This is a genomic window from Streptomyces sp. NPDC001663, assembly GCF_042893105.1.
In the GTDB taxonomy this organism is placed as follows: domain Bacteria; phylum Actinomycetota; class Actinomycetes; order Streptomycetales; family Streptomycetaceae; genus Streptomyces.
On sequence record NZ_JBIAUR010000010.1, the window covers coordinates 296,756 to 316,863 of the forward strand.

Consider the following 20,108-nt stretch of genomic DNA (forward strand, 5'->3'; position numbering starts at 1 on the left):
TCATCGCTCCCTGACCAGCGCCGCGTACGCGCCGCCGCGCGTCACCAGGTCCTCGTGCCGCCCGCGTTCCACGATCGTGCCGTGTTGCAGTACGACGATCTCGTCGCTGTCGCGCACGGTGCTGAGCCGGTGCGCGATCACCACGCAGGCACAGCCGCGCTTGCGCAGGTTGTCCATCACGACCTGCTCGGTCTCCGCGTCCAGCGCACTGGTCACCTCGTCCAGGACCAGGATGCTGGGCTGGCGCACCAACGCCCTTGCGATCTCCAGGCGTTGGCGCTGCCCGCCGGAGAAGTTCCGGCCGTCCTGCTCGACCTTGCTCTGGATGCCACCGGGGCGGCGCATCACGACGTCGTAGAGCGCCGCGTCCCGCAGGGCGTCGACCACCGCGTCGTCCGGGATCGACGGGTCCCACAGCGCCACGTTGTCGCGGACCGAGCCCTCGAAGAGGAAGACCTCCTGGTCCACGAAGGAGACCGAGGCGGCGAGGGCGCCGCGCGGGATGTCGTCCAGGCGCTGGCCGTCTATGCGGATCACGCCCTCCCAGGGGGAGTACAGACCCGAGATCAGGCGGCTCACGGTCGACTTGCCGCTGCCGGAGCCGCCGACCAACGCCACCTGCTGGCCCGGGCCGACGGTCAGGTCGAAGCCGGTGAGCAGCGGCTTGTCGAGCGGGTTGTAGCCGAAGGTGATGTTCTGCAGTTCGACGTGGCCGTGCAGGCGGCGCGTGGAGTCGCCGGCGCCCGGGCGGCCGTAGAGCGGGTCGGCCTGGAAGTTCTCGACGTCCTTCAGGCGGGCCACGTCGGCGGCGAAGTCCTGGATGCGGCCCGCGACGCCGTTGAGACGGGTGATCGGCGCGGTGAAGCGGGTGACCAGGGACTGGAAGGCGACCAGCAGGCCCACCGAGATACCGCCCTCGACCGCCCGCATGCCGCCGATCCAAAGGATCACCGCGCTGTTCAGCGAGGCCAGTGTCGGCGCGACCACGCCCAGCCAGGCGCTCGGCACACCGAGGCGTTGCTGCTCCTCCAGCGTGGTGGCGTGCTGTCCGGCCCACTTGCGGAAGTAGCCGTCCTCGCCGCCGGTCGCCTTCATCGTCTCGATCAACTGCAGGCCGGTGTAAGCCGTGTTGGTGAGCCGGGCGCTGTCGGCGCGCAGCTTCGCCGTCCGGGTGGCGCGCAGGCGGATGACGACGCGCATGGCGACGATGTTCAGCAGCGCGACGCCGATGCCGACGAAGGTGAGCTGCGGGTCGTAGGTGTAGAGCAGGACGGCGTAGAGCACGACGACCACGGCGTCCACGCCCGCCGCCGCCAGGTCGCGGGCCAGGGTCTCGGCCACGGCGTCGTTCGACTGGAGGCGCTGCACCAGGTCGGCCGGGCTGCGCTGGGCGAAGAACGTCACCGGCAGCCGCAGCAGATGCCGCAGGAAGCGGGCGCTGGAGAGCGTGGAGGAGATGATGCGACCGCGCAGCAGGTTCGCCTGCTGCAGCCAGGTCAGCAGGACGGTGAGCAGCACGCACGCGCCCATCGACGCGAACAGCACGGCGAGCAGCGAGGTCTGCCCGCCGATGAGGAACTCGTCGATGTACGTCCGGCTGAGCGCGGGCACCGCCGCGCCGACCGCGACCAGCAGCAGGCTCGCGAGCACCGCCGCGGGCATCGTGCCCGCGGTGCCGCGCAGCCGGGCCGGCATCGCGCCCAGGATCCCGGGCCTGCGACCGCCCTTGGTGAAGCCGTCGCCGGGCTCCATCACCAGCACGACGCCGGTGAAGCTTCCGTCGAAGTCCTCCATCGGCACGAAACGGCGGCCCTTGCCGGGGTCGTTGATGTACACCCCGCGGCGGCCGAAGCGGCGCCCCATCCCGTCGTAGACGACGTAGTGGTTGAACTCCCAGAACAGGACGGCCGGCGTCTTCACCTCGGCGAGGGCGGCCGTGTCCATCTGCATGCCCTTGGCCGTCAGGCCGTAACTGCGCGCCGCCTTGAGCAGGTTGCTCGCGCGCGAGCCGTCGCGGGAGACACCGCAGGCTATGCGCAGCTCCTCCAGCGGGACGTGCTTGCCGTAGTGGCCGAGGACCATCGCGAGGGAGGCGGCGCCGCACTCGACGGCCTCCATCTGGAGGACGGTCGGGGTGCGGACGGTCTTCGCCCTGCCCTTGGGGACCGGGCGCTTGGGCGGAGCGGCGCGGCGCCTGCTCCGCGTCTCCTGTGCGGTGCTCACGGCAGCAGCCAATCGACGGGACGCTGATCGGCCAGCCGGATCGAACCCGAGGCCAGGGTCATGGAGGTGAGATCGAACGGCGGCCCGTCCTTGGACGACCACTGGTAACCGCTCTTCGTGCCCGACGACTTGTCCAGCTTCACCAGTACGGCCACCGGGCGGCCCTTCTTGGAGAACTGCTCGCCCAGCTGGCTGTCCCCGAGGAACGCGGCGATCTCCTGGGCCGACTGCGCCGAGCGGTCCACCGACTTCACATGGCCGCGCAGCACGCCGTACGTCTGGGTCGGCACCGACGAGACGCTCAGGTCCACGGCGGCGTCGGCGGGGATGGAGGCAGCGTTCTCGGCGGGGACGTACACCGTGGCGTACAGCGGGTCCGAGGCCTTGGCGACCTTCTCCACGGCCGCGACGTTCGCGCCGGTCTGGATGATCTGCCCGATGGTGGCCGCGAGTCCGGTGATCCGGCCCGCGGCGACCGTGCGGACCACGGTGTCGCCCTGGGCCGTACGGACCTTCAGGACCGGGGAGTTGGCCGGCAGCCGCTGGCCCTGCTCGGCCAGCACCGCGGTGACCTGGCCCGCGACGGGGCTCTGCAGGATGTAACTGCCCTCGCCGTGCGTGAGGATGGCGGGCGCGGAGACAGTGGAGGTCACCGAGCCGGTCACCGCCCACACGGATGCGGCCGCCATGGCGACCACCGTCACGGACAGCACGAGCCAGCCCTGGGGGCGGGCGAAGCGCACCGGAAGATCGAGCTCCTCCGGCGACTGGAGCTTGGCGAGGGCCTGTTGGCGGAACTGCACGGAACTTTCCCTCACCTGAAAACGAGAGAGGACCGGCTCGCGCGAGCCGGCTGGTTCAAGAGCCGGTGTGAGGCTCTTACGGCAACCGAAGGCCCCGGAGCCAGGAAGCGGCTCCGGGACTCAACGATCACAAAAGGTGCGATCAGAGACCGGCGACCAGGTTCGTGACCGGGGCGGTGTTCAGGCCGGTGACACCCTCGACCAGGCTGACGCCGGTGTCGACGAGGCCGGAAACGGGAGCAATGCCGTCCAGCGCACCGGTGACGGTGTTGACAGCGTTGACCGACAGGCCGCCGGAGACGTTGTCGAGCTCAGCGTCCGAGATCTCAACGGTCTCAACACGGGGGGTGGAGTTCATGATGGAACTTCCCTTCGTATGGGTATTTCACAAGGGGGAGCGGCTTCCCCTCTGGGGACAGAGCGACGGCCGCGACCGCAGGCGCCGGGCGCCCGTTTCCAGGAACCCTTCGCGGCCCCTGCGGTGCGATGGATCAAAGCACGCTGCAGGTACGCGCTTCCAATCAACCAACCGTCTCACCAGGCAACTTGAGGCCCAGGAGCACCGATCCGTGCAGGCTTGCGCACGGCTCGACGGCGAGTTCTTCACATGCGTCACGGCATCGGCTCGTCCGATGGCTTGCTGATCGCATGGCGAATCCGACACTCCCGCATCAATGTCGTGATGGCGGCAGCGCGCCTGTGCAGAACCTCCGCGCGCGGTGACTTCGTTGCGTATTCAATGTGCAGATTCTCTGGAGCCGTGATTCGGACCGGAGTTCTGAACGGGCTGTTGCTGACCGATTGCAGACCGTGTCAGCCCAGAAGTGCATAGACCGTGCTCGCGCGTGCGGCGATTTCGCCCGAATCGGCGTCGGTCATCGTGATGTCCGCAAATGCCATACGGCGGCCCAGCTTCCCGAGCACCGCTTCGATCAGGACATCCGAACCGGTCACCGCGCGCTGGAACGACGTGGACTGCTGAACCGTCGTCATGGGCCCGTACCCCCCGCGCGCCGCCGACACCGCGATCACGGTGGCCGTGTCGGCGGCGGCCATCAGTGCCTGCCCGGACAGGGCGCCGCCCTCCCGGGAGAGCCGGTCCGACCAGGGAAGACGCAGCGTCGCGCGGTCGTCGCCCACCGCCTCGACGCGCAGGCCCAGTTCGAGGACCCAAGGGGCGAAGTTGGCGGAGAGGATCTTGTCGGCTTCGGCGGTGGTCATCGTCATATGGGCGATTGTTCCCCGCCGCCGTTCGTCAGACGCGGGTCATGGCCGATTCGGCATCTGGCAAAGCGAGTTGGGAAACGGAATTGAACGCACCGCGCGGCCCCTGCGTACCAACAGCCATCCAGGCGCCCAGAACAGAACAGCTGCCGAACGGCGGCACAGACTCCGGTCCCCCAGGAGGTCGAGAAGTTTGAGTCACAAGCGAATTCCGAAGCGCAAGGCCGCGATCGCGGCAGGCAGCGTCGTGGCGCTCGGCGCAGCCGCAATCCTGCTGCCGAACGCCAACGCGTCGCAGGACGGCTCGTCGACCGATGCCGCCCCCAAGACCCTGAAGGCGACCGACGCCTCGGATCTCGCCTCGCAGCTGCAGGACCTGCTCGGTGAGGCCTTCGCCGGTTCCTACTACGACTCCGACAGCCAGCAGCTGGTGGTCAACGTCATATCCGGCGACAACAACAACGTGATCGTGCAGGCGAAGAAGGCGGGCGCGAAGGTCCGCGAGGTCGCCAACAGCCTGGCCAGCCTGAAGGCGGGCGCGAAGACCCTGGCCGCCAAGGCGACCATCCCGGGCACGGCCTGGGCGATCGACCCCAAGACGAACAAGATCCAGGTGACGGCCGACTCCACGGTCACCGGCTCCAGCTGGGACAGACTGACGTCGACGGTCGACAGCCTCGGCTCGAACGTGGCGAGCGTCAAGAAGTCCTCCGGCACCTTCAAGACCTTCGTGTCGGGCGGCGACGCGATCTTCGCCCAGGCGGAGGGCGGCACGGTCCGCTGCTCCCTCGGCTTCAACGTCACCGCCAGCGACGGCTCCCCGGCCTTCCTGACCGCCGGTCACTGCGGTGTGGCCGCCAAGCAGTGGTCCGACTCCGAGACCGGGCAGCCCATCGCCACCGTCGACCAGGCCACCTTCCCCGGCGACGGCGACTTCTCGCTGGTGAAGTACGACGACCCCGCCACGCAGGCGCCGAGCGAGGTGAACACCGGCGACGGCCAGACCGTCCAGATCACCCAGGCCGCGGACGCCACCGTCGGCGAGCAGGTCTTCCGGATGGGCAGCACCACCGGTCTGCACGACGGCCAGGTCACCGGCCTCGACGCCACGGTCAACTTCCAGAGCGAGACCGACCCCAACGGCGTGGACACCGTCACCGGGCTCATCCAGACCAACGTCTGCGCGGAGGCCGGCGACAGCGGCGGCTCGCTGTTCACGCAGGACGGCGGCGCGGTCGGCCTCACCTCCGGCGGCAGCGGCGACTGCACCAGCGGTGGCGAGACCTTCTTCCAGCCGGTGACCACGGCCCTGCAGGCCACGGGCGCGACGCTCGGTGACGCGGGTGCGGGTGCGGGCGACGCGGGTGCGGGCGCGGGTGACGAGGGCGGTGCGGTCGACCCGTCCGCCTCGGCGACCGACGGTGCCGGCGCCGGCGACCAGGCCGGCGGTGACGCGGTGGGCGGCGGCGACGAGGCCGGCACCGCCGACCCGTCCGCGACGGCCGGCGACCAGAACGGTGCCGGTGACCAGTCCGGTGCCGGCGTTGGCGACGACCAGTCCGGAGCGGGCGCGGGCGACCAGGCGGGCAACGGCGCGGACGACGGTTCGCTCACCGAGACCCACTGATCGGCCCAACCAGCGGTTCCGGTCGACAGTGGACGGTCCGGCCCTCCGGCGGGAGGGCCGGACCGTGTCGTGTCCGGAGCCGTACGCGCCTGACGCTCACCCGTCCGCATGCGCCCTGAGCAGCAGCAACGCCACGTCGTCCAGCCGTTCCCGGGCGGCCGGGCTGTGCTGCAGGAGATGATCGGCGAGCTCGTCCAGGGGCAGCTCCCCGGCCTCGGTGAGCCGTTGCCCGAGGTCGGCGAGTGCGTCCTCGATGTCGACGCCGGGGGACTCGATCAACCCGTCGGTGTAGAGGGCGAGTACGGAGCCCGGCGCGAGGTCGACCTCCGTCGTCGGGTAGACGGCCGAGCCGTCGATGCCGAGCAGTGGACCGCCGGCGAGGTCGAGCACCCGCACCTTTCCGTCGGGGCGGCGCAGCAGCGGCGGCGGATGCCCCGCCCGGGCCATCACGGCCCGCCCCCGCGCCGGATCCAGCCGTAGATACAGACAACTGGCGAACAGGTCGGCGCCGAGGTCGATCAACAGCCGGTTGGTGCTGCGCATGACCTCCTCGGGCGGCTGCCCGACGGTCGTGTACGCGCGCACGGCCGTGCGGAGCTGTCCCATCAGCCCGGCCGCGGTCACGTTGTGGCCCTGCACGTCCCCGATCACCGCCGCCGCCACGCCCTGCAACGGCACCAGGTCGTAGAAGTCGCCGCCGATGTCCATGCCCTGCGTGGCGGGCAGATAGCGGGAGGCCGCGTCGATGCCGGGCAGCCGCGGCAGTGAGTGCGGCAGCAGGGCCTCCTGCAGACCGTGCGCCAGCCGGTGCTTGGCGTCGTAGAGCAGGGCCCGCTCCAGGGCCTGCGCGATCAGCCCGCCGAGGCTCGTCAGCACCGCCCGCTCGTCCGCCGGGAACGGATGCGGCTCGGCATAGGCGAGCACACACGTGCCCACCGGCCGCCCCGAGGCGATCAGCGGCAGATAGGCCCAGGCCGCGAAGCCGTCCGGGGTGGCGCGCCGCGACGGATACAGACGCTCCAGCTCCTGCCGGGAGTCGAAGAACGCCGGCACTCCGGTGTTCAGCGCGTGCGTGCCCGGCGTCGGCTCGGCCATCGGCATCCCGTCGAACCGCTCCACCACGTGCGCGTCCGGGTAACCGCGGTGCCCCAGCACGTGCAGCCGCCCCGCCCGCGAACCGAGCACCATCAGTGCCTGGCTGCCCACCGCCGGGACGATCTCGTCGGCGACCAGCTGCACGACGTCCTGCACCCCCGCCGCCTCGGTCAGCGCACCGGCCAGGGTCAGCACCTGCGAGATGGTGACCAGACGGGACGGGGCGTCGTCGGACTGCGGTGCGGCCCGGTGCATCTCCGCCACCGCCCGCGCCCTGGTCACCCGGACGCTGAGCCCGGTCGTGCTCGGATACAGCCGGAACGACAGCCAGTCCCCGGGCGGGCGCAGCGCCACGAACGAAGTCGTCTGCTGACTGAGCAGCGCGGCACGGTAACGGTCCTCGTACACGGGGTCGTTGAGCCACGGCACCGATGCCCACAGCTGGGTGCCGAGCAGCTTGTTGACCGGGGTGCCGATGAGCTCGGCCGCGGCCGCGTTGGCGAAGCTGACCCGGCCGTGCAGATCCAGCGAGCACAGCCCGTACGGCAGCCGCGCCACCATCCGTGCCGCCTCCACCGTGCCGAGCGTGCCCGCGACCCCGCCAACCGTCGGCGCGGCGAGCAGATCGGGCTCGGGCAGCAGCGGACGGCTCTCCTCCATCGCGCGCTCCAGCCGCAGCGCGAGCCGGTCGCAGGCCGCGGTGAGATGCTCCCGCTCCCGGTCGGACAGCTCCGGCGGATGGGAGCCGGGCCAGGTCACGAAGACCGCGCCGTACGCCGTCGAGGCGGTCGCCACCGGCACCGCGGCCAGTGCGAAGGGATACGGCAGCACCACGGCGATCCGCGGATAGCGGGCCGCCATGTCCTCCTCGCCGCCCACCCACACCAGCCGCCGCTCCCGCACCGCCTCGGCGACCGGGATCGGCGCGCTCAGCCCCACCCGCTCCCAGGGCGCGGCGAAGGCCCGGGGCAGCCCGGCCATGACGGCCATCTCCAGTACGCGTTCGCCGGGCGCCAGCAGATACACCGCGCCGGAGTGCGCCTGGACCTCGTCCATCATCGAGGCCAGGGCGAGGGACAGCAGAGGCCGTCCCACCCGCGTCCTCGCGGCCGCAGGCGCCTGAGCGGACGTGTGCCCGTCGGACACGCCTACCACCTCCTCGCACGGCCGGGCGAGGTGTCCTAAGGACCAAATCTGCCCCTTGGCGGTCGCTCCCGCACGGCGAGCGGTGACGGGGGCGGTGCCGACCGCCCCCGTATGGGCGCAGGAACGCCCGCGGCACGGTGAAGAGCCCTTGCGTACCCTCTCGGCGCCGACCCATGCCACCTCAATCGATGCGCGCGGTGGTGTACGGGCGCCGCGCGTGCGCCCCCGCGCACCCTCGTGGCCGATTCTTCGCGCCCATGAACGGTCAGGGCCGCCAACAATGGGGCACGCGCTCAAGACCACACGGAACCGGCGTATGCGAGCTGAGGGGGAGGCGGCAGTGATCCGGGTGCTACTGGTGCACGACGAGTGTCTGGTGCGATCTGTGCTGGCGGAGTGGCTGCGACGAGAACCCGACCTGGGCGTGGACGACACCCCATGGCGCAACGCGCACGGCCGAGTACGGTCCTTACGGCCCGACGTCTGCGCGGCGGACATGGAGTGCGCGGACGCCTACGCCATCCCGCCGCTCGGCGAGCTGTGTCCGAGGATCCCCGATCCGGCCCCGCCCAGACTTCTCGTCCTTGCCAGTGCGAACAGGCCCGGCCTGCTGAAACGGGCGATCGAGGCGGGCGCACTCGGCTACGTCGACAAGGAGGGCGCGCCCGACCATCTGGTGCGCGGGATCCGGCGCGTCGCCCAGGGGGAACGTTTCGTCGACGACTCGCTGGGCTTCGGCTTCCTCAAGGCCGCCGAAATGCCGCTGACCCGGCGGGAGTTGAGCGTGTTATCCCTCGCCGCCGAGGGCGCGTCCGTCGCGGAGATCGCCGGGAACCTGCACCTGTCCCACGGGACGGTGCGCAACTACATGGCGGCCATCACCCGCAAGACCGGGGCCCGCAACCGCATCGACGCGATCCGCATCTCGCAGGGGGAGGGCTGGCTCTGACGGCCCGGGCGACCAGCTGCCGACCAGATCCCGGTACAGGGGCGAGTCCTTCAGGAGCGCGTCGTGCGTTCCGTACGCCGTGCCGCGCCCGTCCATCACGAGCACCCGGTCCGCGCGCCGGGCCGAGCTGATGCGGTGGGCGACGACCAGGAGCGTGCCGCCCGGCCGTCGCGCGAAGGCATGCTCGGCGCGTGCCTCGGCCTGCGGGTCCAGATGGCAGGTCGCCTCGTCGAGCAGGGCGAGCGGGGCGTACGACAGGTAGGCGCGGGCCAGCGCGATCAGCTGCCGTTCGCCCGCGGAGAGCGCCGTGGGATCGACCCGGGCGCCGGGCCCGCCGAGCGCCTCGACCAGGGGGCCGAGCCCGACCGCCTCGATTGCCGCGAGCAGTTCCGCCTCGGCTACCGGGTCCGCCCGGAGATGGCCCAGGTTCTCGGCGACGGTGCCGGTGAAGACGTACGCCTCCTGCGGGATGAGCACGCGCCGCGCCGCGGCCGCCGCCGAGGGCACGGGCTCCCCGCAGACCCGGATCGTGCCGCTATGGGGTTCCAGCAGCCCCGCGACCAGAGCGGTGAGCGTGGACTTGCCGATGCCGCTCGGGCCGACGACGGCCAGGTGGGAGCCGGGCGGGAGATCGAGGTCGAGGTCTTCGAGAACGGGGGCGGCGTAGGGGCCGTAGGCGAAGGTGACGGAGGAGAGGGCGAGGGCGGGGGTGGGGACGGGGCGGCCTTGGTGGGCGGAGAGCGACGGGAGTACATGGAGGCGTTGGGGTCCTCGGGGCCGGGACTCGGCTGCACGACCGCTGTGCCGCACGGCTGTGAGCCGCCGTAGCACCACCGTGAGTCGTGAGCCGCTGGTGCCCAGGCCGTGGACCAGGTTGCGCAGGGCCGGCAGCAGGGACTGGGTGACGTAGGCGAGGGCGCCGACGAGGGCGCCGGTGGTGACGCCGTGGGCCAGGAGCCAGGGGGCGGCGGCGAGCAGCAGCACGATCGGGAGCTGGCCGCCGATCGCGAGGGCCGCCACGCGCAACACGGCCCAGCGGGCGAGGGAACGGGCGGCCCGCAGCTCGGCGTCGACGCATTCTGAGGTGTCGGCGGCGATCCGTTGCTCGGCGCCGGTCGCGGTGATGTCCCGCAGCCCCGGACAGACGGAAGCGAGTTGGTCGGCCAGTGCCTCGTCGGCGACCAGGAACGCCTCCTGTCGGCGGGCGAGCGGTCGCAGCGTGGCGGCGAACAGCACCACGCCGGCCACGAGCGGCGGCCCGACGACGAGCAGTAGCAGCGGGGCGAGCGAGAACAGCCCGACGAGCGCCCCCACCGCGGTGAACACGAACGACCGGGAGACCATGACCAGCCCGGCGAAGGTGTCCCGGGCGATCTCCACCTGCTGGGTGAGGCCCGACAGCGCCCCGCCGCCCGCCTGCCGCACCCCGCGCTCGACGACCCGCCCGACGAGGCGGTCCCGTAGGGGTTCGACCAGCGCTGCTACGGCGTCGTAGACGCGGGCGGTCCCGTAGGCACCCAGCAGGACCCCGAGCCCGGCCACCCCGAGCCAGCCGAGCCCTACGCCCACCCGCCCGTGCAGAAACCCGGCGTCGAGGGCTCGCGCCGGGGCGTACCCGGTGAGAAAGGTCTGTCCCGTCTCCAACACGGACCAGCCCCCGAGCCGCACCACGACCCGCCACCGCTCCCGGAGGAACCGGAGGCCGCGCAGACGGATCCCGCCGCCCACGCCGGCACCCCGCCCCGGCCCCTCACCGCTGAGCCACCGACCCTGCCCGGCCCCGCCCCGCTCGGTCGTGCCCACGCGCTGCTTCGGACGAGTCCCGCGACTCATGCGCACGCTCCGTCCCTCGACTCCGCTCGGAGGTTGGGCACCCTTCGGTTGCCGGTGACCGGCCACAGATCCGCGTGCGGCTGCGCAGCCCGTCCCCGGCCCTGTCGACTGCCAGGGCCGCGACGGTGGACCCTGCCGGTCCACGGGCCCCGCGTCCCATCCCCGTGCGACGCCGAGCGGCTTCCAACGCGCCCCGGTCCGGCCCGAAATCCCACCCCGGGTACCTTGCCGCACCGCGAGCGGAGCCGGCCTCGGTACACCCCGTCACGCATGCCCGCTCCCGCCCCCGAACACCGCCCGATACTCGGCGATCCGCCACAACTCCCCATGCGTGCCCACCGCCCGCACCCTCCCGCCGTCCAGCCACGCCACCGCGTCGGCCCGTGCCGCGGTGATCGCGCGGTGGGCGATGAGCAGCCGCGTGCTGTGTGAACCGTGCGTCAGGACGGCGTTCGTGATCTGGGCCTCCGTCACGGTGTCGAGGCTGGAGAGGGCGTCGTCCAGGATGAGCAGGCGGCCGTCGTGGGCGAACGCCCTTGCCAGGCCCAGGCGTTGGGACTCTCCGCCGGAGCGGGGTGCGTCGGCGGTGCGGGTGGCGTAGCCGGACGGGAGGCGTCGGACGAAGTCGTCGGCGCACGCGGTGCGGGCCGCCTCGCGGATGCGGGCGGGGGAGGGGGACGGGAGGCCGAGGGCGATCGCGTCCTCGACGGTCGTGCCGAGGAGGGCCGGGCGTTCGAAGGCGTAGCCGACGGCTCGGCGCAGCTCGTCGTGGGGCAGGTCGCGCAGGGGGACGCCGTCCAGCAGGATCTCGCCCGCGTGCGGGTCCGTCAGGCGGCCGGCCAGCGCGGCGAGGAGGGACTTGCCCGTGCCGGAGCGGCCGACCACGGCGAGCGTCGTGCCGCCGGGGACGACCAGGTCGACGCCGGCGAGCACGGTGCGGTCGCCGCGCCGCGCCGTCATGCCGCGCAGCTCCAGACGTCCGGGACCGTCGACGGGCAGTCGCCGTGAGCCGTAGGCGGGCGCCGGTTCCGTGAGGACCTCGCTCAGCCGCCCGGCGGCCGCCCGCGCCCGGGCCAGGCCCGCGAACTGCCCGACCAGCACGCCCACTCCGGTCGCGAGCACCGCGTACCGGGAAGCCGCGAGCACCTCGCCGACGGACAGCCGGTGGCGGGTGAGCAGCACCCCGGCCACCGCCACGACGCCGAGCTGCAGCAGCGGCGCCACGGCGGTCGCCTGCCCGGCCGCCCGCCCCTGCACCCGCCACATGCGGTAGCCCGCGCGGGACAGTTCGGGCAGCGGCCGTAGGATCCGCGCGGTCTCCTGGTCCGCCGTGCCCGCCGCTTCGATCGTGCGGTGGCCCTCGACGGCCTCCGCGAGTGCGCCGGCGATCCGGCCCTGCACCTGCTGGTAGTCCGCCACGCAGCGGGTCGTGTCACGGGTGAAGGCGCGCAGCAGCAGGGTGAGTACGGGTGCTCCGGCGAGGAACACGGCCGCGAGCCACGGGTCGATGAGGCCGAGCGCCACCATGCCCCCGACGGGACCCGCGAGCGCGGCGAGCAGCGCGGCGCGTGCGGTCGGCGCCGTCCCGGCCTGGGCCGCGTTGCCGACGAGGCGGGCGACGAGGTCGCCGGGCCCGAAGCGGGCGGCGGCCCGCGGGCCCACCGCGAGCACATGCCCGGTCAGCCGGCGCCGCAGCCACGCCGTCGTCCGGGCGTCGACGGTCCCGCCGAGCACGGTCTCGCAGGCGTCGAGCAGAGCCAGCAGCAGCACGATTCCGGCGCAGCACAGCACCCAGCGGGTCGCCGGGGCGTGCGCCAGGAGGAGGTCGAGGGTGCGGCCGAGCGCGGCCGGCAGCAGCAGACCGAGCCCCGTGGCCGCCGTGCTCACCAGGCACAGCACCACACAGCGCGACCCGCTGTGCCGCGTGGCGGAGTTCAGCAGCATGGAGGGCTGTGCGGCGTCGGCACGGGTCGTCATACGGCTGCGGCCTCGCATCCGGGGTCGGGGTGACGTTGCGCAGGACCCCGGGCGGCCCCTCCCTCGCGGGAGTGGACCGCCCGGAGCCGTGGGCGCACGGTGCTCGTCAGAGACAGAGCAGAACGCTGGCCGCGCTGATGCAGGAGAGCAGGCTGACGGTGCTCGCGCCGCCGCCGTCGGTGTGCTCTTCGGACTCCATCGTCTGCAGGTCGAGCAGTGCCATCTCGTTTCCTTTCATCGATGTCCACCCGTGGGGACGGGGTTGTGTCACGACTCCGTCAGATCGCGGAGCCGCGTCATGAGGGCCGCCTCAGCGGCGGCAGGAACGGCAGTTGAGCGGTGGATCCGGCATCCAGGGCCGCGCCGAGCGCGAGCAGGCACCCTGCCGTTCCGGTGCCGAGGTCCATGGACAGCCGCATCATCTGGTGCCCGGGGAAGGCCAGTTGGCCCTGGTAGGCCATCGCGAACCAGCCCAGCCCGTCGAGCTGTTCGGGCAGCCGGTCGGTGGCGCCGGTGCGGGCGAGGTGCAGGATCATGCCGGCGCGACCCTGGAAAAGTCCGGGCTGCGCGTAGAAACGGGAGGTCGCGGCGGTCAGTATTCCCTGCCGGACCAGCTCGAACTCCCCGGTCCCGGGGGCGGCTTCGGCGAGGTAGTCGTCGAGGACCATCCCCACGCCCGCGCTGCCGTCGCCGAGATACGGCAGCGTCCGCCACCCCTCGTCGACCTCCAGCGACCCGCCCTCGCGGACCACACAGCACTCCAGGTCCCGGCGCAGTGCCACGGCGGCCGCCTCCAACAGCCTTGTGTCACCGGTCCATTCGTACTGCCGCAGCAGGAACAGTGCGGGCCCGCTCGCACCCCGCAGCAGTCCGGCCCGCCGCCGCGTGTTCGGCTCGGGCAGCGGCTCCGCCAGACGTCGTACGAGAATGTCGGCCGCCTCGGCGGCCCGCTCGCGCAGCTCCGACTCGCCTGTCGTGCGCGCCAGTTGGCCGAGCACCAGGCCCAGGCCGGCCAGGCCGCCGTGCAGGTCGGAGGAGAGGTTCTGCCACCTCTCGGCGAGGATGCCCTCGACCAGGTCCAGGGCCCGCTGCCGGTGGCCGAGCCGGTCCAGGACGTGGGCGACGCCCGCGAGCCCGTCGTACAGGCCGAGCGGTGTGCCGGCCGGCGCCGGGTCCGTGCGGGCGAGGAGCCAGTGCTCGCCCTCCTCGTACCGCTCGGCGCCGGTCTCCGCCAGCGCGTACAGCACCCCGGCCGCGCCATGGGCGAGCCCGAGCCCGCCGCCGTCGGAGAACTGGGCGATGTCGCCGGGGAAGAGCCGGTCGTCGCGTTCCGGGGTGGCCGAGGCGAGGATCGCCTTGACCATGGAGTCACGGCTGTGCGGCCAGTCGCCGGGACGCACGAACGCCGGGGCACCGACACCTGCGCCCCGTGTGATCTCCGTGACCGCCTCGTCCAGGAACTCCCTTGGCACGTCGGGGAATTGCTCCGCGATCACCTCGGCCAGATGCGCCGCCTTCCCCCGGTCGACCACGAACAGCGTGGTGACGGGCAGGAACAGCGCGAGCCGTAAGCAGGCCAGCGCATAGCGGTCCACGTCGACGCCGGTCCGGTCGGGCGGGGCGAAGAAGCCGGGATGCGCGACGACTTGGCGGCCGTTCTCCGTCACCGGCGCCGCCGCCTCGAAGTCGAGCAGAGACACCGACTCCTCGTCGGGCGCGACCATGATGTTGAAGACGTGCAGGTCGTTGAAGACGATCCCGCGCGCGTGCACCGCCTCGACCGCACGCTCGACGGCGCCATGGATCCGTACCGCCCACTCCGTGTAGGCCCGTACGGCATCCGGGTCGGGGTCCGGCGTCAGCAGCGGATGGCGTTCCGCGAAGAAGGAGTTGAGCGGGCGCCCCTCGAGGAAGTCCATGACCAGGAACCGGTGGTCGCCCAGCGTGAACCAGTCCCGTACCTCGGGCACCACACCGGTCCCCGCCGCCTGCTCCAGCGCGCTCTTCTCCCGCTCCAGCCGCGCGATCGCGTCCGCACCGTCGGACGCCAGCCCCGCATGCGGCCGCCCCTCCTTCAGCACCACCTTGCGCCCGTCCCGGGTGTCGGTGCCCGCGTACACCCCGCCGCCGTTGGAGAAGTGCAGCGCCTTCTCGATGCGGTACGGCAGCTCGCCCACCGTCGTGGTGTTGCGCGCCGCCAGATGCGGCTCGAGGAACGCCGGCAGCGTCACCCACTCGGGCACCTGGAACGACGGCGCCCGCCGGTCCGGCACCGGCGTCCCCGCCCCGTCCCGCACCGCCGGCACGAGCGAGCCCCGCTCGTCGACGACGAAAGTGCGCGCGAAGGCGCCGTAGCGGACATAGAGCGGACCGTCGTACCAGCGCAGATCGGTGAGGATGTACGGCCCCTCGAAGCCCTCCAGCAGCCGGCCCAGCTCGCGCAGCACCTGGTGGAGCTGCTCCTCGTCGGCCGGGTAGACGGTGACGAACTTGCCGCTGGTGTCGCGGCCCGCGTACTTGGTGTTGCGCAGGTGCAGCAGATGCGGGCCCGGCACGAACTTGAACGGGATGCGGCGCGGCACGCAGTAGTCCCACACGGTCGCGGCGATCCGCTCCGCGTTCGCCCGGGTGGCCGAGGCGTGGATCTTCCAGCCCTGGGACGGGCCCTGCACCGGGTTCCGGTCCGCCGCGAGCGGCGTCAGCGTCAGCCAGTCGCCGATCCGAGCCGCCTGCCACCCCTCGGGCACCTCGCGACGGGCGGTCTCGAACTCGGGCGCGGCCTGCTGTCCGGCCGCGGCGAGCCGGTCCGGCGTCTCGTAGAAGTGTCTGTCCGCGAGCGCGTACACCTCGTACCGCTTGTCCATGGATCCCCCTCCGTGGCCCGGCATCGAGACTTCCAGCCGGTCCGCGGCGCCGGACAGTCACGCCTGTCACGAGATCACCGTGCGGTACGCATGCGTAAAGACATGTTCGGCGCCTTTCGATCGGACACGCCTGCTGACCTCCACGGAACGCTCACAGGGGCTGCGCAGACGGCTCATACGCGCTGTAATTACGGACGTGGTCGGTGAGGGCGCTGAGGGACGCAGAACGAGAACTCTGCGTGCCGAAGGTGCCCTGAAAGCGCTCACATCCGCTCCGGGCTCGCCCGAACGGCTGCGCCGCGTCCTGGAACAGGCCCTTGTTTTCTCTGGTGCCTCGTTCGCCGCCGTGTACGCGCCGGGGGAGGACGGCGACGTGCTGTGCCTGGCCGAGTCGGTGGGCGTGCCGAGGACGCTGTTCGGGCTGCGCGACAGCTATCCCGGCTCCGGACGCTCCCCGGTGGCCGAGGGCCACCGCTCCGGCAGCCCGCTGTGGCTCGGGCCCAAGGAGCTCGGCGAGGCGGCGGAGTCGCGGCGTACGCCGTCGCGGGAGTTCTTCGTTGCGGTGCTGCCCGCGCGCGGGGACGGCGGCGGTTGCCTGCTGGCCGTCAGCGAGCGGCCCGACGGCTTCGACACCGAGGACCGCAAGTGCCTGGAGCTGATCGCCGACGCCGTGGGCTGGCCCGCCCCGGCCCGCGCCGCCGAGGCCGACGAGCTGCGGTCCAACGCCTTCAGCCTTGCCATGGACAGCGGCCGGGTCGAGGTCGGCGACGACATCCTGGAACTGTTCGCCCTCACCCGCGCCGAGTTCGACGGCAAGGTCGAGACCCTGCTGGGCCTGACGGTGCCGGAGGACCTGCCCTCGCTGATGTCGGTGACCGAGGCCGACCACATGTCCATCGGCGAGCGCGAGTTGGAGTTCCGGGTGCTGCAGCCCTCGGGCCCGCCGAAGTGGCTCAGGCTGCGCGGGCGCCTGCTGCCCGGCGGCGAGGGCCGGCCTGCGCAGCTGGTGGGCACGGTCGCCGACGCCTCCACGCTGCGTTCCGACGTCACCGACGTGGCCCGCGTCCAGCGGCTCGCCGCCGCCCTGGCCACCGCGGGCACCGTCCGTGACGTCAGCCAGGCCGTGGTCTCCGCCCTGCGCAAGCCGCTGCAGGCGGACCGCATCGCGCTCGCGGAACTCGAGGGCGACCGGCTCGTCGTCACGGTCCTGGACCCGCCGGAACCGGAGTCCTGGCCCGAGCTGTGGCGCCTGGAGTGGCGCACCGAGTGGCCCGATGCACCCGTGCGCGCCATGCCCACGCTCGCCGCCGCCCTGCGCGAGGGCCGCGCCCACATCTGGCCCGCCGGCACCCCGCTGGAACCCGCCCTCGCCGAGGTCGGCCCCGGCGGTCTCGCCGTGCTGCCGCTGCCCGCCGGGACCCGTATGGCCGGCGCCTGTCTGATCGGCTGGGACACCCCGCACGACTTCGGTCCCGACGAACGCGCCTTGCTCACCGCCTCGGCCGGCCTCGCGGGTCAGGCCCTGATGCGCGCCCACGCCTTCGACGCCGAGCACGAACTCGTCGGCATGCTCCAGCGCCAGCTGCTGCCGCGCCGCCTGCCCAAGCTGCCCGGCGCGGTCGCCGTCGCCCGCTACCTGCCCGCCACCGCAGGGCTCGAGGTCGGCGGCGACTGGTACGACGTGATCCCGCTGCCCGACAACCACGTCGCCCTCGTCATCGGCGACGTCCAGGGCCACAGCACCGCCGCCGCCACCCTCATGGGCCAGATGCGCACCGCCCTGCGCGCCTACGCGGTCGAGGGACACCCGCCGGACGTGGTCGTCTCCCACGCCAACCGCCTGCTGCTGGACATCGAGACCGACCTCTTCGCCACCTGCTGCTACGTCGACGTCGACATGGAGGAGGGCTCCGCCTGGTACGTCCGCGCCGGACATCTGCCGCCGGTGCTGCGCCATCCCGACGGCAGCACCGAGATCCCCGAGTCGGACGGCGGGCCGCCGCTCGGCGTGGTCACGCAGGCCGACTTCCCGATGAGCGTGCTCCGGCTGCAGCCCGGCACGGTGATCGCGCTGACCACGGACGGCCTCGTCGAGTCCGCCGAGGCCGACATCGACGTGGGCATGGACCGGCTCGCCCACGAACTGTCCGTCTCCGACCCCGCCCACCTCGGCCTCGTCGCCGACGCCCTGCTCGGCAGCGCCCAGCGCAGCGACGACGTCGCCCTGCTCCTGCTGCGCTACGACGGCATGGCGCTGCGCCCGCTGCGCGAGAGCTGGACGGTGTGGCGGGTTCCCGAGGCCGTCGGCCATACCCGCCGCTTCACCCGGCGCACCCTGCGCGCCTGGAGCGTGTCCCGGGACGACGCGGACGCCGTCCTTCTCGTCGTCTCCGAGCTCGTCACCAACGCCCTGGTGCACACCGACGGTCAGGTCCGCCTGGACCTCACCCTGCTCGACAACCGGCTGCGCGTCTCGGTCGCCGACTCCTCGCCCCGCACCCCCGTCAAGCCCACCAGCATCGGCTGGGAGGCCACCGGCGGCCGCGGCATCCTGCTCGTCGAGGCCATGTCGGAGACGTGGGGGACCGTGCCGGTCAGCGGCGGCAAGCAGGTGTGGGCGGAGATCGCGGTCAGCCGTCCGTGACGTTGGCGGTGATCAGCCGCAGGAGCTGCTTGGCGGCGGCGTCCTGCTCGGGGGTCAGACCCATGGCGTCGCCGATGGCGAGCGGGACGTCGCCCGCCCGGTCGCGGAGCCGGGCCCCGGCGTCGGTCAGCCGGATGGCGACCGACCGCTCGTCCTCCGCCCGCCGTTCCCGGCGCAGCAGTCCGCCCGCCTCCAGTCGCTTGAGCAGCGGCGACAGCGTGCTGGACTCCAGCTGGAGCGAGGCGCCCAGGTCCCGGACGGAGATCGAGTCCTGCTCCCAGAGCACGAGCATGACGAGGTACTGCGGGTACGTCAGGCCGAGCTCGTCCAGCAGCGGGCGGTAGCGCGCGGTGACGGCGCGGGAGGCGGCGTACAGGGCGAAGCAGAGCTGGTCGTCCAGGAGGAGCGACCCCTCACTCGGCTCGGCTGCGGCTGGACTCACGGCACGACTCCCGGTTGCTGTCCTGTTCACGACGATCACCACTCTATCGTTCGGGTCCGTCCGATTCTATCGAGCTCAAATAAATCTCGAGCAATTAAGTTGTGCGCGACTTAATCGCGCGCTACTGTCCATGCTGTACCGCAGCAGCGGCCCGGCATCCCGCCGGAGCCCGCCCGCGGCACCCCGATCCGAGGAGGCCGTTCATGACCGGCACCACCGCACCCCGCCCCGTCCTCGAACCCGCCGCCCAGGCCTTCGTCGAGGCCACCGCCAACCCGCCCTACCTGTTCGACCTCGGCCCGGCCGAGGGCCGCAAGACCGTCGACGAGGTCCAGTCCGGCGACATCGCCAAGCCCGCCGTCGACGAGGAGTGGATCACCGTCCCCGGCGGCCCCACCGGCCAGGTCCGCGCCCGCATCGTCCGCCCGGCCGGCGTCTCCGGCACCCTCCCCGTGATCGTCTACATCCACGGCGCGGGCTGGGTGTTCGGCAACGCCCACACCCACGACCGCCTGGTGCGCGAACTGGCCGTCGGCACCGGCGCGGCGGTCGTCTTCCCCGAGTACGACCTCTCCCCCGAGGCCCGCTACCCGGTCGCGATCGAGCAGAACTACGCGGTCGCGAAGTGGGTCGTCGAGCAGGGCGCCGCCAAGAACCTGGACGGCTCGAGGGTGGCCGTGGCCGGCGATTCCGTCGGCGGCAACATGTCCGCCGCCCTGACCCTGATGGCCAAGCAGCGCGGCGACGTCCCGCTGGTCCAGCAGGTGCTCTTCTACCCGGTCACCGACGCGAGCTTCGACACCGGCTCCTACCACCAGTTCGCCGAGGGCTACTTCCTGCGCCGCGACGCCATGCAGTGGTTCTGGGATCAGTACACGACCGACGAGGCCGAGCGCACCCAGATCACCGCCTCCCCGCTGCGGGCCTCCGCCGAGCAGCTCACCGGCCTCCCGCCGGCCCTGGTCATCACCGCCGAGGCCGACGTCCTGCGCGACGAGGGCGAGGCGTACGCCAACAAGCTGCGCGAGGCCGGCGTCCCGGTCACCGCGGTCCGCTACCAGGGCATCATCCACGACTTCGTGATGCTCGACGCCCTGCGCGAGACCCACGCCGCCGAGGCCGCCATCAGCCAGGCGATCGCCACCCTGCGCACCGCGCTCGGCACCGCCTGACCGCCGCCCCGGCGGGGTACCCGGCGTCCGGACGGCGACGATCCGCGCCGCCGTCCGCACCAAGGAGCGGCACATCATGCCCCAGCGCGTCAGCGACGTCATGACTGCG

The 20,108-nt window shown here is 72.5% G+C and carries 13 protein-coding genes and 1 pseudogene; 4 read left to right on the forward strand and 10 right to left on the reverse strand.

Annotated elements, in window-relative coordinates; genetic code table 11:
* From ACFY1L_RS31520 to ACFY1L_RS31535, 4 genes are all read right to left on the reverse strand, one after another.
* Nucleotides 1-2,223, reverse strand: a complete 2,223-nt coding sequence (locus ACFY1L_RS31520) for an NHLP family bacteriocin export ABC transporter peptidase/permease/ATPase subunit (protein WP_388831604.1) — start codon at nucleotides 2,221-2,223, stop codon at nucleotides 1-3.
* Entirely contained in the window at nucleotides 2,220-3,026 is an 807-nt protein-coding gene (locus tag ACFY1L_RS31525) for an HlyD family efflux transporter periplasmic adaptor subunit (protein WP_388831606.1), read from the reverse strand. The genes ACFY1L_RS31520 and ACFY1L_RS31525 overlap by 4 nt, the downstream gene beginning before the upstream one ends.
* Nucleotides 3,027-3,168: 142 nt before the next feature.
* Nucleotides 3,169-3,384, reverse strand: coding sequence for a type A2 lantipeptide (locus ACFY1L_RS31530; RefSeq protein ID WP_388831608.1), 216 nt, complete (start codon nucleotides 3,382-3,384; stop codon nucleotides 3,169-3,171).
* A gap of 455 nt (nucleotides 3,385-3,839) precedes the next feature.
* Nucleotides 3,840-4,253: a PaaI family thioesterase gene (locus tag ACFY1L_RS31535; protein WP_388831610.1), complete on the reverse strand. Its 414-nt coding sequence runs from the start codon at nucleotides 4,251-4,253 to the stop codon at nucleotides 3,840-3,842.
* Nucleotides 4,254-4,443: 190 nt separating this feature from the next.
* Between ACFY1L_RS31535 and ACFY1L_RS31540 the strand changes: the two genes are divergently transcribed.
* On the forward strand, nucleotides 4,444-5,877 hold the full coding sequence (locus ACFY1L_RS31540; protein ID WP_388831612.1) for a S1 family peptidase: 1,434 nt from the start codon (nucleotides 4,444-4,446) through the stop codon (nucleotides 5,875-5,877).
* A gap of 96 nt (nucleotides 5,878-5,973) precedes the next feature.
* Here the strand turns inward: ACFY1L_RS31540 and ACFY1L_RS31545 are convergent, their stop codons facing one another.
* Nucleotides 5,974-8,127 carry a SpoIIE family protein phosphatase gene (locus ACFY1L_RS31545; protein ID WP_388831614.1) on the reverse strand — a complete coding sequence of 718 codons (2,154 nt, stop codon included), beginning with the start codon at nucleotides 8,125-8,127 and terminating at the stop codon, nucleotides 5,974-5,976.
* 487 nt (nucleotides 8,128-8,614) lie between these two features.
* Here ACFY1L_RS31545 and ACFY1L_RS31550 point away from each other — a divergent pair.
* Nucleotides 8,615-8,983 (forward strand): annotated as a pseudogene (locus ACFY1L_RS31550) (LuxR C-terminal-related transcriptional regulator); the annotation flags it as partial.
* Here the strand turns inward: ACFY1L_RS31550 and ACFY1L_RS31555 are convergent.
* From ACFY1L_RS31555 to lanKC, 4 genes are all read right to left on the reverse strand, one after another.
* A complete protein-coding gene (locus ACFY1L_RS31555) occupies nucleotides 8,906-10,900 on the reverse strand; it encodes an ATP-binding cassette domain-containing protein (RefSeq protein ID WP_388831616.1) in 1,995 nt (664 codons plus the stop codon). The pseudogene ACFY1L_RS31550 and the gene ACFY1L_RS31555 overlap by 78 nt on opposite strands.
* Nucleotides 10,901-11,164: 264 nt before the next feature.
* Nucleotides 11,165-12,877, reverse strand: a complete 1,713-nt coding sequence (locus ACFY1L_RS31560) for an ABC transporter ATP-binding protein (RefSeq protein WP_388831617.1) — start codon at nucleotides 12,875-12,877, stop codon at nucleotides 11,165-11,167.
* Nucleotides 12,878-12,983: 106 nt separating this feature from the next.
* Nucleotides 12,984-13,100: a SapB/AmfS family lanthipeptide gene (locus ACFY1L_RS31565; RefSeq protein ID WP_361272755.1), complete on the reverse strand. Its 117-nt coding sequence runs from the start codon at nucleotides 13,098-13,100 to the stop codon at nucleotides 12,984-12,986.
* A gap of 73 nt (nucleotides 13,101-13,173) precedes the next feature.
* Nucleotides 13,174-15,741: a class III lanthionine synthetase LanKC gene (gene lanKC / locus ACFY1L_RS31570; protein ID WP_388831620.1), complete on the reverse strand. Its 2,568-nt coding sequence runs from the start codon at nucleotides 15,739-15,741 to the stop codon at nucleotides 13,174-13,176.
* Nucleotides 15,742-15,937: 196 nt separating this feature from the next.
* On the opposite strand from lanKC, the gene ACFY1L_RS31575 reads away from it, so the two are divergent.
* Nucleotides 15,938-18,385 carry a SpoIIE family protein phosphatase gene (locus ACFY1L_RS31575; protein WP_388831621.1) on the forward strand — a complete coding sequence of 816 codons (2,448 nt, stop codon included), beginning with the start codon at nucleotides 15,938-15,940 and terminating at the stop codon, nucleotides 18,383-18,385.
* Here the strand turns inward: ACFY1L_RS31575 and ACFY1L_RS31580 are convergent.
* Entirely contained in the window at nucleotides 18,372-18,827 is a 456-nt protein-coding gene (locus ACFY1L_RS31580) for a MarR family winged helix-turn-helix transcriptional regulator (RefSeq protein ID WP_388831623.1), read from the reverse strand. The genes ACFY1L_RS31575 and ACFY1L_RS31580 overlap by 14 nt on opposite strands.
* 203 nt (nucleotides 18,828-19,030) lie before the next feature.
* On the opposite strand from ACFY1L_RS31580, the gene ACFY1L_RS31585 reads away from it, so the two are divergent.
* Complete coding sequence (locus tag ACFY1L_RS31585) at nucleotides 19,031-19,999, forward strand: alpha/beta hydrolase (protein ID WP_388831625.1); 969 nt, start codon at nucleotides 19,031-19,033, stop codon at nucleotides 19,997-19,999.
* Nucleotides 20,000-20,108 lie beyond the last annotated feature (109 nt).